This window comes from Desemzia sp. FAM 23988 (assembly GCF_045528365.1).
Lineage (GTDB): Bacteria > Bacillota > Bacilli > Lactobacillales > Carnobacteriaceae > Desemzia.
In genome coordinates, this window is sequence record NZ_JBGQQS010000008.1 from 1 (window position 1) to 15931 (window position 15931).

Genomic DNA, 15931 nt, shown 5'->3' on the forward strand with positions numbered 1-15931 from the left:
TGGAATCAGCTAAATAAGCAAAATTTTCTGGAAATAGTCATCCTTTGCGTAAGCATTCGATTTTTTTTACTTTTTTCAAGAAAATAATAATTCAGAATATTCTGACTATATTTATGCAACACTAGTGTCTTTTCATATGAAATTAGTTTACAACAAAAAAACGGTTTTATCAAATAAGGTTTGGTTTGCGCCATACCAAACTTTAAAAAATAACGATAGAAATAGACATGACCTCTTATTTCTATCGTTCTTCTCACTCGTTTAACAAAAAAAACCCAAAATTGTTTTTATTAATTGTGAGTCTTTACAACAAACGTTTCATACGGACGCAAATTAAGTTTATTCAATTGATAAACCTTATTTGGATAATTTCCAATAATTGATTGTTTTTTATCTAGACTATCATTCAAACTAAAAGATACATAGCTTTCACTCATATTTGCCACCACGATCCAAGTTTCTTCTTTATAAGTGCGTTCATAAGCAAATATTTGCAGATGGTTTGGAAGAAGCAATTTAAACTTTCCCCAAATAATTATAGGATTTTCTTTTCTCAATCTAATCAATTTCTGATAGGTATAAAAGATAGAATTTGGATCAACTAATGCTGCTTCTACATTAATATCAGAATAATTGGGATTGATATGGAGCCAAGGTTCTCCTTTAGTAAAACCACCATTTTTACTATCGCTCCATTGCATTGGAGTTCGAGCATTATCTCGTCCCTTAGTATTTATAGAATGAAAAATATCCTTTTGTGAGTATCCTTGTTGAATTCGTTTGAAATACATATAACGTGTTTCAATATCATTAACTTCTGAAATATCAGAAATTGGAAAATTAGTCATTCCAATTTCTTCTCCTTGATAGATGTAAGGTGTACCTTTTAATAGGTGAAGAATGATCGCAAACATCTTTGCACTTTCTACACGATATTCTTTTTCATTTCCCCATCTAGATACGATTCTTGGGAGATCATGATTGTTCCAAAACAAGCTATTCCATATTTTTCCATCTAACGCTACTTGCCACTTTGCAATAGCATGCTTTAGTTCGGGTAAAGTGAATACCCTCAAGTCCCACTTAGATTTAGCTGGTTGTTCATCTAATACCATATGTTCGAATGAAAAAATCATTGATAACTCATTCCTTGAAGGGTCACCGTAAAGCTGTGCGACTTCTGGAGAGGCACTCCAAACTTCTCCAACAGTTAGGGTATTTCTGTCTGAAAGTACTTCTCGATACATTTCTTGCAAATAATCATGCAATCTTGGTCCATTTACAGTGATTTTTTCATCCGGGACTTTGCCTATCAAATCAATAACATCTAAGCGAAAACCTGCCACTCCCTTGTCGAGCCAGAATCTCATCATTTGCCATATTTTCTGCCGTAATCGAGGGTTTTCCCAATTTAAGTCCGGCTGTTGCTTACTGAATAAATGAAAGTAATATTGTTCACTCTTTTGGTCATATTCCCAAGCTGATCCACCAAATCCTGCTGTTAAGTCATTTGGTTCTTTTCCTTTACTTGAATCTCTCCAAATATAATAATCGCGGTATGGATTATCTTTCCCTTTTTTTGCTTCTAAAAACCAATGGTGTTTGTCGCTTGTGTGATTTAATACTAAATCCATTAAAATATGAATATTTCTTTTCCTTGCTTCTTCGATAAGTAATTCCATTTCAACCATCGAGCCGGATTCTTGATTGATCTCTTCATAGTTACTGATATCATACCCATTATCAAAATTAGGTGATTGATAGACCGGACTTAACCAAATTGCTCCAATGCCTAACTTCTCTAAATAATCCAAACGTTTTATGATTCCTGAAAGATCACCAATCCCATCGTTATTAGTATCTTGGAAGCTTCTCGGATAAATTTGATATACGACTGTTTCTTTCCACCATTGCATAACTGCACTCCTTATACTTTTGTTTCGTTTCCTTAATCTTTCAGAAAAATCTCGACTACAGGAACTAAAACTTCAGGTTTTTCGACAGGTAATTCTAACATGACACTATCCTTATCAATGAGCGTTTCTGTACTTGTAATGACCTCTTCAGGATTAAATTCTCTAAAGAAAACTTCAGAATGATCATGCAAAAACTGTGCGTATTGCACTTTTCCAGCTAATCCTCGTAAATGAATGTGTCTTAATGGCCAAGAATAAATGTGAAGATACAATTTATTAGTTCCCACTTGTGTATATCGGCAGTCTTTTGGAGCTTCAAATGAGCTTTGTCCTGCTCCATAGATGGATTTATTGTTTCGTTTCATCCAGTCACCAATATCATTTAGTCTGCTTTCTTCTCTTTTATCTAATTCACCTTTCCCATTTGGACCAACGTTTAACAAAAAGTTCCCATTATTGGATACTGTTTCAATCAACATTTTTAGCAATACTTCACTGCTTTTCCAATCTTTCGCGTCACGATCGTAACCCCAGGTTGGTTTCATAGCTTGACAAGCTTCCCAAATGACTGGTTGCCCATCCTTTTCAAGAGGCTGAACGGGTTGGTATTGCTCAGGTGTTACAACACCTAAACCTAAGTCTAATCGATCATTAACTAGAATATCTGGTTGCAATTCTGTCACTACATCTAAAATTTCTTTTGATTTCCATTCGTTTTTGCCTTTTCCTTTGGACCATCCCCAATCACGATGGCCATATGAAAAATCAAACCAAAGATAATCTACTTTTCCATAGTTTGTCAATAATTCTGTTACTTGTTTTTTTAAAAACTCTAAATAAACATCCATTTTTCGAGTGTTGTTTGATTTTCTATATTCTTCATCCTCTCTTTGTGGATGAAGACCATCTATTGTAAAGTCTTCGTGATGCCAATCGATTAAAGAATGATATAAACCAATCTTGATATCTTCAGCACGAAATGCTTCTACAAATTCTCGTACTAAATCCCTTTTAAATGAAGTATTTGTAATTTTATAGTCTGAATATTCAGTATCCCACAAGGCAAATCCTTCATGGTGTTTAGTCGTAAGTATTGCATATTTCATACCCGTTTCTTTTGCTGCTTTAGCTAATACCTTCATATCCATTAATTCTGGATTAAAATGGTTAAAATAGTGCTGATAATCTTCTGGAGAAATTTTTTCTGTGGTCATTAGCCATTCATGGCGTGCAGCTAGACTGAACAATCCAAAATGAAGAAACATTCCAAATCGATCATGTAAAAACCACTCTGGCTTCCCTAATTCATTGTTCCAATTTGCGTATTTCATCTTTTTCCCTCTAATCTAAAAATAGTGTGTCTGTCATTATCGTTTCTTCAATTTTCCATTCTCCATCTTCTTTTATCACCGTATGATTTGCTTCTGCTATATGGTCTCGATACTGTTCTGCTCCCTCTACTGAATCCACCATAACCGCTTGTTGTTCTGTTTTTATCAGCATACGATTTTCTTCTTGATCTAGTGCCTCTATACTTAAAATAGTGTGTTCCAAGTCATAGGATTCAAAAAATGAAGAAAGTTCTGCTTCCGTTTCTTCTCGTGCGGAGGAAACGAGAGTGGATAGGTACCCTTCCATGTCTTCTTCTTGAGCGTAATGTAAATTATCTTGAATAACTTGAACTACTTCCTGCGCATCCTTAGCATTATCGTATTCACCTTCGAGAGAGTAACTAACCGTTTTCGGGTCTTGGTATACTGCTACCGAATTACATCCAGTTAAAAAAATTCCAGCTATAATGAATAAAAGCACTTTTTTCATTTTTTCCTCCACCTTTCTATCCACTTTAAATCTAACACTTCACTTATTTATTAAACACCAGATAATTTACTTGGTGTCACCATGTCTTTATATAATCCTCTTCCTAAAGTTCCTTCCCCAAGGTAATAAGGATTAGAGAATGGCAATTTATCTTCTTTTAGTTCGGAAATTTCATCCAATTTCCCATTTAAATAATAAGTTACTCGGTCAACAGCTGTACTCATTCTAGAAATTGTCCCTCCATAACGGATATCTAGAACTTCCCATCCGAATGGCTTATTGTATTTCATCCATACATTTCGGTGTGCTATACGGAGCTCATTAAGTAAACGTTGAAGAGTCTTCATTTGTTCTACTTCATTTCTCAATGCATCCTTATCATCTGTGTCATACGCAGTTTTTAAACGAATTCCTAATTCAGCTTTTACACTTAAAACCACGGCTAATGTATGATAGAACTCAAATAATGGAAGCAAATCATTTTCTTTAGAGACTAATCCTTTTAATTGAATTGCTAAGTTTTGGTAGTGTTCGCCTAAGCCAAGTCCTGCAACCCTTTGATCATACAGTCCTAATAATGGATCTTGCCATAATAAAAACTTCGATGCAGCCGAGGTATTTAAATTATTTTCCATAACGCCTGGCGTTTCATCAAAATCATTTAATAACATAAACTCTTTTAAAGAATGTCCTGTATTGTATTGGAACTCTTCTCTCATTTGAGTTTCGTCTACTTCATCTCGATAAGATAAATCAGCGAATAGTTGTAACCCAGGCAGTGCAGATAAAATGGGTGTTTCTCCACCATCATCACCCCATAACGTAGCAAATACTTCTCTAATACCATTCTTTTTAACACTAGCTAACCCTGCTTTTGTTGTTTCAAATGATTTCCCATAGTTTGGAGCGATTCCATTCCAGGTCCATACTCCACCTGCAAATATAACTTTTTTCTTCATTTCTTTATGTTTTTCTAACAAAATGTCATATACTGTTTCATCTTCATGGTAGTAATCCCACAAAACCATGTCCACGTCTGGAATCTCGTTAATAACTTCTTCAGGAATATCACTTTCTAAATCATAGTAATCTCCAGTTTTTGAACCAAAACGATAATACATGTCGCTCCACATCATTGCTTCTAAACCATATTTTTTAGTAATAGCAATAACTTTTTCTAAATGTTCATTCATAATAGTAAAGCTGTCTCGTATACCATTTTTTGAGCGATAGACACCTGTTCCTAATCCAAATGCTTCATCCATTCCGATATGAATACGATTTGATCTAAATGGCTCAGTAGCCGATTGAATCAAGTTTTCTAAAAACTCATATGTTTTTGTTTCGCCGACAAGTACAACATCTGAGGTATCTTTGATTCCATTTGCATACTCATATTTTAGAGCATTGAAAAGATGTCCTAGTGTTTGAATACATGGAACCATTTCTATACCCAATTCAAAAGCGTAATCATCCATCTCTTTCATTTCTTCACGTGTATACTTTCCTCGTAAGTAACCGAAGTATGGGTACTCTTTTACTTCGTATGTATCTTCTGTATACAGCATAACTAGATTTAGACCGAGTTTAGCCATATAATTCAGTACTCGTTTCATTCCACTTACACTTAAAACAGCATTTCTTGATGCATCTACCATCACTCCTGTTTTATCAAAGCAATCCTTTTCTTGAACTGAGAAAGTAGGATTCTTTTTATATTGATGAAGCCATAAGTTTAATAACCTGAAAAAAGAATTTTTAGACGTGTACTCAATGATTCCTTTTTGACCGTCATAACTAATGGATAGTTTGTCTTCCTCTAAACTTTTTTGAATTTCAAGTGGAATTCCTGTCTCGTTTTCTTCAAACTTATATTCATGAGACAGTAACTTCAACCCAGCTTCCAGATCTTGCAAATCACCAATAAGATGTAATTTTAGCATACTATATTTTCCTCCTATATTTTTCGTATTTAAGCTCACTTTTTAGTTTAAAGGAGTTTGAAAGCCTTTTCAATACAACTGCAATAAATACACATTGAACGTTATATACACATTTTCCTTTTGCTTAATTGCTAGTCATAGGCTTTTACGAGTGCTTTTTCTATATCTCATTGTTTAAAAACTCTGCAAAAAAAAATAAGAAGGTCTCTAAATAAAAAATAGACCTTCTAAGATATACCTTTAATACTATTTCATTGAAGCAACTTTTTGCAGCGTATTATAAAGTCTCCACTGTTCTTCTCCATCTTGTCCTTCTTTCTCCGAAAATGCAATAAAGCGATCAAAAGCTTCTTCATTCCATGAATGCCAAGAAGTAACTAGTCTACCAAAAAACTGATTAGAAGCTTTCAATTCTTTCGCAGCTGCGTTTGCTTCATTAAATAGTTGTTCAGCAACATCTTGTTTGAACCAACATGATGGCATTACAGAAAATCCATGTTCTATGAAGTATTTTGGTGTTGGAAATCCATTTTCGCGTTCATCATAATGCCAATCTAACAGAACTATATCTTTTGGTATGTTTTCGATTGCACGGAAAGTACCAAATGAGTCTCCTTCCCAGTTATCATAACCAAATAATTCTGCATCAATTAATCTATCTCCCCACATCATAACTGTTACTCCACATTCTTTACTCAAATGGGAATACATATCATTTACAGCTTTAGTAAATAATTCTGCGCGATTTCCACCCTTACATCGCTCGCATTGATCACTCGCTATTTCATATACTTCATCCATTCCAATATGGAAATAGTTTGCAGAAAATCCATTGATCAGTTCATCCATCAAATCAAAAACGATTTCATTTACATTTGGATGTTGAGGACACCAACTGCGACAAAAAATTTCCGGCCATTCAGCATCCAACGGAGTGTTAGGTGTTTCATCAAATTCAGGATACGCTGTCAGTAACGCACTTCTACTTCCTCCCCAACCTTGATGTCCTAAACTTTGCATCAATGGTACAATCTCTATACCTAATTTTTTCGAAAATGCTGATAAGTTAGCAGCATCATCTGTTGTTAATGCATTTTTCCCGCCATCAATTTCGGGATGACTTTTAAAAACAAATGATTTATCAATTTCTAGAATAAGCATATCTACTCCGGCTGGAGCGAGTACCTTTTCTATCAATATTTTTAATTCCGGGATCAAATTTCTATCTCCAAAACGGAGATGAAAAGCATTATAAGTGTGATTATTCATTTCGTTAGTATACTCCCTCATTTTGTTTTTTCATTCGAAATTTTCTTTAAATTGTAAACTTGTTAGTTTATAGCTTATAATCCCTCCTACTCTAATTTATTTCCTAACGCAATAAAAAGATACCGCTTTCAAAAAATGATTCATTACTATCTTACCATCCTAAAAAATGAACACAATCTATTTTTAGGAAAAAAGCACCACAACTGTTAAAACCCAACAGTTGTGGTGCTTCTAATTTCTATAGTTGATTCAAAGCTTCTTCAATCGCTTGTTCTCCGGTCACTAAGTCAAAGGCTTTGCGGTAAGTTTTATCGTTGTCTAAACTAGCTACAATCACTTTGGCTACATCTTCGCGAGGAACAGTTCGTTCATCTGATTCAGATAATTCTAAATTCCCTGCAACTTTAATTTTGTCTTTGGCTGGTTCATCCAATAACCCACCAGGGCGAACAATCGTATACGTTAAACCGCTTTGTTCCAAGGCCTTATCTGCATAGTGCTTGGCAACGTAATAAGGTCTCATGTCTCCACTCCAACCTTCCCGATTGTCAGCACCAAATGCACTGACCATTACAAATCGGTTAACACCTACATTTTGAGCAGCTTCCATGGCTTTTATAGCGCCATCTAAGTCAATTAGTAAAGTCTTGTCTGCGCCAGTACTGCCGCCTGATCCAGCTGAAAAGACTACTGCATCCACGCCTTTAACAGCCTCTTCTAAATCAGCTACAGAACCCTCTAAATTGCCCAAACGAGCTTCAATACCCTTTTGCTTCAGTTCTTCAACTTGTTCTTCTTTACGTACAAAGGCTGTGACGGAATGAGTATCACTCTCTTCCAGCATATTAACAACTTGACTCCCAATTTTTCCATGTGCTCCGACAACTAATACTTTCATTCATACATTCCCCTTCCGTTTCTATCTCTGGTTTTACCATAACATACAACTTAAAGAGCGCAAAAAGAGGAGCCTTGAATTGAATCAAGGCTCTTAAAAAGTATATTCGTTTATTCGTAAAATGAATCGGGATTTTTTTGCCATTCTGCTTGAATGTGCAATTTGCCTTGAGCCACTTTTAATTTGGTAGGGGTAACATCATTTCCTAAGATATCCACTACCGTACTGCTCAAAAGCAGTTCTTTAGAGGAGCCTCTGATAACTGTCAAATACTGCTCTCTTAAAGAGGCTTGCTCCCTTTTCTCTTCTTCAGTTAATCCACTTATTCTAGCTTTCTTAGCCAATTCATTAATACGAGGCAATACTCTAATCATTATTTTGGCTCCTTTCTTGTATCTAAAAGGATTACTCCTTAAAGTTAGTATAGCAATTTACTTACTAAAGGTAAACTATATACCAATTGGAATTGGACGCACCTTTAAAAATAGAATAACTCTTCAAAATTTTTGTCTAAAGCAATACTTAATATCAACGCTAATTTTGCAGTTGGATTAAATTGACCGGTTTCAATAGAGCTGATGGTGTTTCTGGACACGCCTATAATTTCAGCTAATTCTCTTTGAGACAAACTTTTTTCTTTTCTTGCCTGTTTAATAGTATTTTTTAGAACTAATTTGTCTTTTTCCATGGACATTGTAAATAAAAACTAAATTTCTTTTTCAGTCAAAATCTGTTAAAAGCTCATTCTTAGAAATTCCCCGAGGTATATGGAGTTGCTTATAGCCATGCAAAGGATGCAAAACAAAGGAAACACTGTGGGCTTACGCCCAAACTTATTGCTGCAATTATCCTCTTTTATTGAGAGGCGAGACCATATCGTTGAGGTTTTTTTATTATATGGTAGTTAAAGGGTTGGTTTGAACCATATGTGGTTAAAGAGTTTGAGGATATGGTCGTTGAGAAGCTAGTTTAGACCATATCCAGTTAACTAATTTAAAGATATGGTAGTTAAGACCTTGTTAATTACCATATTGTTTGATCTCGACTTAAGATATGGTCGTTGAGACTTTTTTTCGGCTCAAGGCGTTCCCATGGATTTCCATAAGTAACTCCGTAGTCCGGAAGAAATTTCTTTACCAACGCTAGAAGATGAAAAGCCCAAAACTATACAAAAAAAAACACGTACCCAACTAGCCGGAGCTAGTCAAATACGTGTCTTCAAAAAAAGGAAATACTTTAAACAATCAGCTTCTTATAGTTTAGCTTGCCATTTATTTGCCCAAACGTTTTCGTTCGGAGTTCCTTTGAATTCTGATTTACCTTCTAATTTGTCGATCACTTGTTTGATGGTTTCATCATTATTGTGGTATGCATTCACAAATGTTTTCACCATTGTTGCATCATGCAAATGAGTCGTGAAGTTTAGAGATACGAATACAGTTGGTACTTCGTATACGAACCAAGGGACTTCATTAGACATGGCTGTACTCCATTGGATACGGTAATTGTTTTGAGCACCGTAACCAACAATATCAGAAACTTCTAGAGCTAAATCAACGTTTTCGCGGTATTCCAGTGTTTTACCTTTCACACGTGTAGAACCATCGTTCAACGTTACTTCATATCCGCGAGAAGTCAATTCGTCTGTAATTTTTTGAGCGATATCAGACCCGCCTTCATAGATTCCGCCTTTTTCGCCTTCAAGAACGTATAAGCGAATACGTTTGTGTGTTTCTGGGCTGATCGGCAAGTTGTTTTGAGTATCTTTGACCAAAGTGATCCCTTTATCAGCTGCGTCAGCGCGCATTTGCAAATGCTCCTTGCAACCGACAACTTCTAGTTCAGATTCATCTTTGATTAAAGTACCGTCAGCTTGTTTTTTGTGCAAGTTCAATTTAGCTTTCAATCCTAGAACACGTTGTAAAGCATCCGTCATACGTTCTTCAGTGATCACACCGTTTTGGTATCCTTTTAGCATGAATCCAAAGTCTTCATCGATGTCGTTAAAGAATAAGAACATGTCACATCCAGCAGCAATTGCTTTAGGAACATAGTCTTCACGACGCATAGCGGATGTCATACCCAACATGTGAGAAGCATCTGTAATAACCATACCATTGAAACCTAATTTCGTTTTCAATAAGTCTTCGATCAATTCAGGAGCTAATGTTGCAGGTAAGATATCTTTGTCTTCCAATGTTGGATCCAAAGCTTTTTGGTACTCAGGTAAAGCAATGTGTCCAGCCATGATCATTTCAACACCGTTGTCGATGTGGTTGCGGTAAACGCGTCCGAATGAATCTTCCCATTCGTCAACAGATAATTCGTTGACACCTAAAACTAAATGCTGGTCGCGTTCTTCAGTACCGTCACCAGGCCAGTGTTTGATACATTTGATCACTTCGCTTTGGTCTAATCCTTCAAGATAAGCGTTCGTGTATTTGATCACGTCGTCTGCGTTCGTACCGTAAGCACGAGTGTTAACGATCGTGTTTCTCCAGTTTTTCAAGATATCCACACATGGGTCAAAGTTGACGTTTACTCCCATTGCAGCTTCTTCACGTCCTGAAACGTATCCCGCATTGTATCCCACTGTAGTATCGCCAGAAGCTTCAACTTGTGCTCCAGAAGCAATATACGTACCATCATTAGCAGCTCCGTTACCACCTGCGTCACAGTTAGCAGCTACTAATAAAGGAATTTTCGTATCTTTTTGTAGCGAGTTGATCAATTCTTGAACTTGTTTAGCCGTACCACCTTGGTAACGTGCTCCTCCAATGTGGTATTTTTCTAAGATTTCTTTATTCGTCAACGTGTTCCCGCTGAATTTATCTTCTCCGAAAAAGAATAAGTTCGTGAACAATTGTCCAACTTTTTCTTCGTCTCACATGCCAGCGATTGTGTCGTTTACCCATTTGATTTGTTCTTCGTTTAAGTTGTACGGTTTTGCTGTTAAATCTACTTTCGCCATTTTATTGAATCCTCCTTAAAGTAATTACAGTTTCGGTCAAAACTTTACTTCGAATTAAGAATATTGTTTCAATAACTCATCAAATTCTTGAATAACTGAATCTTGGTATTCGCCTGTATAGGTTTTATTTGTAAAGCGTGGAGCTGCTTCACTTGATAAACGTTTCCAAGAGAAGGATTCTTTTCCAAATAAAATCGGGTAGTACAAGACACTGTTTTTAAGCGCTGCAGAAAGATCTCCAGGAGCATCTCCAACCATTAATACTTCGTCATCTGCGTATCCATTGCATCCAGCATTCTTACTTTATTCCTTACCACCTCTAACTAATATTGTGCTTCTCTTACAAACTCGATTGAACTTATTCAGGTCATTTTAACAATATGCCATCGCTTTCAATTGACTTTTGTAGATTACTTCGCATAAAAAAAGTATCATATTTCAGCATCTAGTTCCACATTATGAAACAACTTTCGGTTTTACGAAACATTTTGCCGTATTTTTTCATTAATTTCTCATTTTTCAATGTTTTTTCAGCTTTTACAGAGTTCCGATTTCTTTATCCCTATTTTAATTGGTATAGAAAATTTACATATGTTAGCAGTTTGAGAGAGAACGTCTTTTCACTTTATTGTGCTGTTTTGAACAAATTAGCAGAAAATTATTCTAAATTCTGTTAATCGTACTTTACTATCTTGTATAATGGTTTTCTTTAGTTATGTACTATGAATAACAACGTTTTCTCTTGTCCATCTTTTATATTAATTATTTCTTCACAATATAAGACAAGGTTTTTCATCCGAAAAAGTATACAAGAGGTCTAGTTGTATTTATTCTAGTCTGATATTACCTCTTATTGTCACAATTAGTTCAAATGTAGAATTATTCGTTTCAAAATTTACGTTTATTTCTTTCCATCAACTTGTACATTGAAAAGTTATCTCATATAATAAAACTTGTTAAGATTTGGAACCGGTTAAACAGCAACCCATAATTTTTTAAAGGAGTAATAATATGGCTAATAATTCCCCAGGTAAAGTACAAACCATAGATCGAGCTTTATCTATTTTGGAGGTTCTTTCCAATTATGACAATTTAAGTCTAATGGAAATAAGTGAAAAAGTGCAGCTGCATAAAGCAACTACACATCGCTTAGTGAACTCTTTACTTGAAAATGGATATATTGAAAAAGATGCAACTACAAAAAAATACCGTATTTCTTTAAAATTATTTCAATTAGGAAATAGAAGAGTACAAAATATAGATTTTTTAAATGTTGCTAAAAGTATGATTCGTCAGTTATCTCAAGAAATCAACCAAACCGTTCATTTGGTCATTGAGGATGATAACGAAGTATTGTATATAGATAAACACGATTCTCAAGATTCCGAAACTCGGATGCATTCCAGAATTGGTAAAAAAGCACCTATGTATGTCACAGCTGTCGGAAAAGCTATTTTAGCTACTAAAACCAATAGCGCTATTGTTGACTATTGGAATCAAGTTGACATCCAGCCTAAAACTACTCATACCATCACAAATCTTGAAGACTTTTTAGCAGAAATCGATACTGTTCGTCAACAAGGTTACGCGATAGACAATGAAGAAAATGAGTATGGCATCGTTTGTATAGGGGCTTCATTTGCGAGCTACAAGGATTTATCTGCAGGAGCTATCAGCATCTCCTTGCCGCTTTCGGAAGTAAAAAATAAAGATATTTACATCCAAAAAATTGTCGAAACCACTCGTAAGATTTCCAGTTTATTAGGACATTTCTAACGAGAGAAACGTTGTGGTTCACTATAAAAAAGCGGTCAAACCGAGTTGTTTCAATCGGTTTGACCGCTTTTTTTATAAAATACTTAAAATACCCCGCTACTCACTCCAATTTCTTGGACTCCAAAGGGTTCCATCAAGTTCCCCTTCCATTTGCGTTACGCGCAAAGCTTGTTCTTTGATCAATTGTTGAGTCGCAGCAATCAGAGCTTTTTGTTTGTAGTCGCGACTATTTTGAAAAACACGTTCCAATTCTTCCACTATCCACTCATTTTGATCCATACTCTTCTCTCCAATTTATTCGTTTTCTTACCCGTTCATCTCATCTAAAACCATCTTTAAACCATCTATCGTATCCCGATTCTCTTCAATAGCTTCTACCGCGTGTTGTAAAATCACTTCATCACCAGGAGCTAGCGTTTCTTTATCGGTCTTCAACAATTGATCTATCAACCAATTTTCTCTCGTCAGCAAGCTATCATCAGCTGCTCGAATTAAAAATTGTTGGTATTCGATCAGCAAGGTCATCTTTTGGATTTCTATCATATAAGAAAATTGATAAATCAAAAAGGATTTCAAATAGGACATTCCTGTTTTAACTGCCATGGCTTGAAAAGGTTTCGTCAATTCGTGGATACTGAACGCTTCTCTTCCACCAGCTTGGTATTCAGCTTCTCTTACCCCAATCGACAGCACTAATCCGAACTCTTTCCCTTTTAATTGATGTCCGTTTTTTCCATAAGCAAATCCATCCGTCAATACTTCATCTTGCCATTGCTTCAGCATCGGCGGAGAACTGTACCAGTAGAATGGAAATTGAAATACGATACGGTCATACTCTTTCAGCAACTTCTGTTCAGCAAGCACATCTATCTTTCTATCGGGATAAATTCCTTCTAAATGATGTACTTCTACTGTGTCATTATCTGCAATCGAGCTCAACAAAAATTGCTGGGTTCCCGATTCAGTTATCTCAGGATGCGAAATAATCACCAACGTCTTCATCTGTTTATTATACCCTCCATGTATTGAATGAATGATGCTACGTGTTTTCAATCTCGTCAAAAAAGTCTACCATATCCTTTTGCACCACAGAAATCAAAGGCAATTTATACACGGGTGTCAATCCAATGCCTAATTTACTCAACATCTCCCCAAATATTCCGGAAATCTGTTTGTAACGACCAATATTCACTACTATAGTTGGCGGTTTTACATTAGTAGCAACTAAAGCTTTAAGAAAAAGGCGCTGAATACGCTCGATTTCATCAAATTCAACCAGTTCACCCAGTACGATCTCGGTGCTTTTGGCATCCACAACCATCAACATGACAGAAAAACGAGGCCGCTCAGTTGCTTCATTTTCTACTGGCAAAGCGACATAATTTAATTCCAATTCCCAAATAGAGCTGCCGATCTTTAAAGATTCTGCCCGTCTCATCTCAAAATCGGTTATTTTAATTTCTTGCTTTTCATACACTTGAACAGCTGTGCCTTGTAAAACAGTCAGCGGAACGGAAAATAAATCATCTTTATACTTTCCATTTTTTTGGTATGTACGTAAAAATACCCTCTCTTTATTTTCTTCCGTGTCGTATACATCCAACTTAGAGCGGAAGTCGTGTCCCATCTTCAACAATTTTTCCATTATTTCAATCACAAATGGTATTTCGATTGGATCAACATCGTCAGGATAAAAACCTGGTTTATAATCAATCAACACTGGCCAAGCTTTTTTTCCTCTAAATACAACACCACTGCTTTTTATTCTATCATAATCTTCTTTTTCTAAATCTGAACGATTTTCATACATTAAAGAGATGCCTTTTTGCAGGAGCAAAAAATCTAACGAGGTTTCCAAATCTCTTATTTGAGTCTGCTTTGCCATTTCAAAATAATACCTTAATTCTTCTAAATTACGGTAAAAAAGAAATCCATAATTGCCATCGCTTTTTCCTAAAATAGAGATAAAAACAGGCTCAGTTCTACTTGGAAACTGTAAAGCTAAAATGTCTGTGTCCCAATAATCTTCCCAAAACGCGGCTTGATAGAGGTCTTTAGCTAATTGAAATATTTTGGTCTCCTCTTTCATTTGACACACCCCCTGTAGAACGAAGTTAAATTTCTCGTCACTTTTCTTTATTTGTTGTAAGCTTAATTTATCTTCACTTGTTGCAAGTTTAGCTCTATTTCATTATCTCAATAATTACCTTATCCTACAACTTTATTCTCAAGCTTTTTTGTCAAATCATCTCCAAGTTACTATTTGTCCTTTGCCAAGCAAACGGTTACAATAGAGATGAAATGAACTATATTGAAATGGGAGGAAGAGTCATGAAAAAAATCATTAATGAACCATCCGCAGTCGTCGATGAAATGATCAAAGGGATGGTTTTTGCTTACGACGGATTAATTGAACGTTTACCTGAAACAAACGTGATTCATCGCAAACAGTCTCAAAATGGAAAAGTAGGATTGGTTAGTGGTGGTGGTAGTGGTCACGAACCTTCACACGCTGGTTTCGTAGGCAAAGGTATGTTGTCTGCAGCTGTATGCGGAGAAGTCTTCACCTCTCCTACCCCAGATCAAATTCTAGAAGCCGTTAAAGCCAGTGATGAAGGAAACGGCGTCTTTATGATCGTTAAGAATTACTCGGGCGATATCATGAATTTTGAAATGGCTAAAGACTTGGCAGACATGGAAGACATTCCTGTCGATTTCGTGGTTGTTGATGACGACATTGCAGTTGAAGACAGCACCTACACTGCAGGAAAACGCGGAATCGCAGGTACTGTATTAGTCCATAAAATTCTTGGTGCCGCTGCAGAAGAAGGTGCCTCTCTGACAGAAATCAAATCTTTAGCGGACAAATTAGTTCCCGCTATCAAGTCTATCGGAGTTGCTTTAACACCAGCTACTAACCCTGAAGTAGGTAAACCTGGATTTGATATAGCAGACGATGAGATTGAATTTGGCGTGGGTATTCATGGTGAACCCGGTTACCGCCGAGAAAAACTGCAACCTTCAAAAGACTTGGCAGCTGAATTAGTGAAGCAATTGAAGAAAGAATTCCAATGGTCCGCTGATGAAGAGTATGCTCTGTTGATTAACGGAATGGGTGCTACTCCATTAATGGAACAATTCGTTTTCACAAATGATGTCCATCAATTATTAGAACAAGATGGTTTAAAACTGCCCTTTAAAAAAGTTGGCGATTACATGACTTCTATTGATATGGCTGGACTCTCCGTTACTTTAGTCAAATTAGAAGATACAAAATGGTTAGATTATTTAAACGCACCAGTGACAACGATCGCTTGGTAAGAAAGGAGCTCACAAT

Annotated in this window: 14 protein-coding genes and 1 pseudogene; 2 read left to right on the forward strand and 13 right to left on the reverse strand. The window is 36.0% G+C overall.

What is annotated here, in order from left to right:
* Positions 1-290 precede the first annotated feature (290 nt).
* The 10 genes and pseudogenes from ACEN4L_RS06010 to ACEN4L_RS06055 all read right to left on the reverse strand — a co-directional run bounded on the left by ACEN4L_RS06010 (position 291) and on the right by ACEN4L_RS06055 (position 11076).
* Positions 291-1916, reverse strand: coding sequence for a glycoside hydrolase family 13 protein (locus ACEN4L_RS06010; RefSeq protein WP_407096428.1), 1626 nt, complete (start codon positions 1914-1916; stop codon positions 291-293).
* Positions 1917-1948: 32 nt separating this feature from the next.
* A complete protein-coding gene (locus ACEN4L_RS06015) occupies positions 1949-3247 on the reverse strand; it encodes an alpha-L-fucosidase (protein ID WP_407096427.1) in 1299 nt (432 codons plus the stop codon).
* 10 nt (positions 3248-3257) lie between these two features.
* Positions 3258-3737, reverse strand: a complete 480-nt coding sequence (locus ACEN4L_RS06020) for a hypothetical protein (protein ID WP_407096426.1) — start codon at positions 3735-3737, stop codon at positions 3258-3260.
* A gap of 50 nt (positions 3738-3787) precedes the next feature.
* Positions 3788-5680 (reverse strand): beta-N-acetylhexosaminidase, encoded by a 1893-nt coding sequence (locus tag ACEN4L_RS06025; RefSeq protein WP_407096425.1) that lies wholly within the window; start codon positions 5678-5680, stop codon positions 3788-3790.
* A gap of 246 nt (positions 5681-5926) precedes the next feature.
* A complete protein-coding gene (locus ACEN4L_RS06030) occupies positions 5927-6949 on the reverse strand; it encodes a family 20 glycosylhydrolase (protein ID WP_407096424.1) in 1023 nt (340 codons plus the stop codon).
* A gap of 238 nt (positions 6950-7187) precedes the next feature.
* Positions 7188-7847, reverse strand: a complete 660-nt coding sequence (locus ACEN4L_RS06035; RefSeq protein WP_407096423.1) for an SDR family oxidoreductase — start codon at positions 7845-7847, stop codon at positions 7188-7190.
* Positions 7848-7957: 110 nt separating this feature from the next.
* Positions 7958-8221: a DUF896 domain-containing protein gene (locus tag ACEN4L_RS06040; protein WP_407096422.1), complete on the reverse strand. Its 264-nt coding sequence runs from the start codon at positions 8219-8221 to the stop codon at positions 7958-7960.
* Positions 8222-8325: 104 nt separating this feature from the next.
* Positions 8326-8535, reverse strand: coding sequence for a helix-turn-helix transcriptional regulator (locus ACEN4L_RS06045; RefSeq protein WP_407096429.1), 210 nt, complete (start codon positions 8533-8535; stop codon positions 8326-8328).
* Positions 8536-9099: 564 nt separating this feature from the next.
* Positions 9100-10818 (reverse strand): annotated as a pseudogene (locus tag ACEN4L_RS06050) (glycoside hydrolase family 3 protein).
* A gap of 54 nt (positions 10819-10872) precedes the next feature.
* On the reverse strand, positions 10873-11076 hold the full coding sequence (locus tag ACEN4L_RS06055) for a hypothetical protein (RefSeq protein WP_407096421.1): 204 nt from the start codon (positions 11074-11076) through the stop codon (positions 10873-10875).
* A 753-nt stretch (positions 11077-11829) separates the two neighbouring features.
* Between ACEN4L_RS06055 and ACEN4L_RS06060 the strand changes: the two genes are divergently transcribed.
* Positions 11830-12594 carry an IclR family transcriptional regulator gene (locus ACEN4L_RS06060; RefSeq protein ID WP_407096420.1) on the forward strand — a complete coding sequence of 255 codons (765 nt, stop codon included), beginning with the start codon at positions 11830-11832 and terminating at the stop codon, positions 12592-12594.
* A 96-nt stretch (positions 12595-12690) separates the two neighbouring features.
* On the opposite strand, the gene ACEN4L_RS06065 is transcribed toward ACEN4L_RS06060, so the two are convergent.
* From ACEN4L_RS06065 to ACEN4L_RS06075, 3 genes are read right to left on the reverse strand one after another with little or no spacing between them, the layout of a single operon-like run.
* Positions 12691-12873 carry a hypothetical protein gene (locus ACEN4L_RS06065; RefSeq protein ID WP_407096419.1) on the reverse strand — a complete coding sequence of 61 codons (183 nt, stop codon included), beginning with the start codon at positions 12871-12873 and terminating at the stop codon, positions 12691-12693.
* 27 nt (positions 12874-12900) lie between these two features.
* The gene (locus ACEN4L_RS06070) at positions 12901-13596 is read right to left on the reverse strand and encodes an NAD(P)H-dependent oxidoreductase (protein ID WP_407096418.1); all 696 of its coding nucleotides are present in this window, start codon (positions 13594-13596) and stop codon (positions 12901-12903) included.
* A 37-nt stretch (positions 13597-13633) separates the two neighbouring features.
* Positions 13634-14683: a DUF6930 domain-containing protein gene (locus ACEN4L_RS06075; RefSeq protein ID WP_407096417.1), complete on the reverse strand. Its 1050-nt coding sequence runs from the start codon at positions 14681-14683 to the stop codon at positions 13634-13636.
* A 242-nt stretch (positions 14684-14925) separates the two neighbouring features.
* On the opposite strand from ACEN4L_RS06075, the gene dhaK reads away from it, so the two are divergent.
* Positions 14926-15915 (forward strand): dihydroxyacetone kinase subunit DhaK, encoded by a 990-nt coding sequence (dhaK, locus tag ACEN4L_RS06080; RefSeq protein WP_407096416.1) that lies wholly within the window; start codon positions 14926-14928, stop codon positions 15913-15915.
* Positions 15916-15931: the final 16 nt, after the last annotated feature.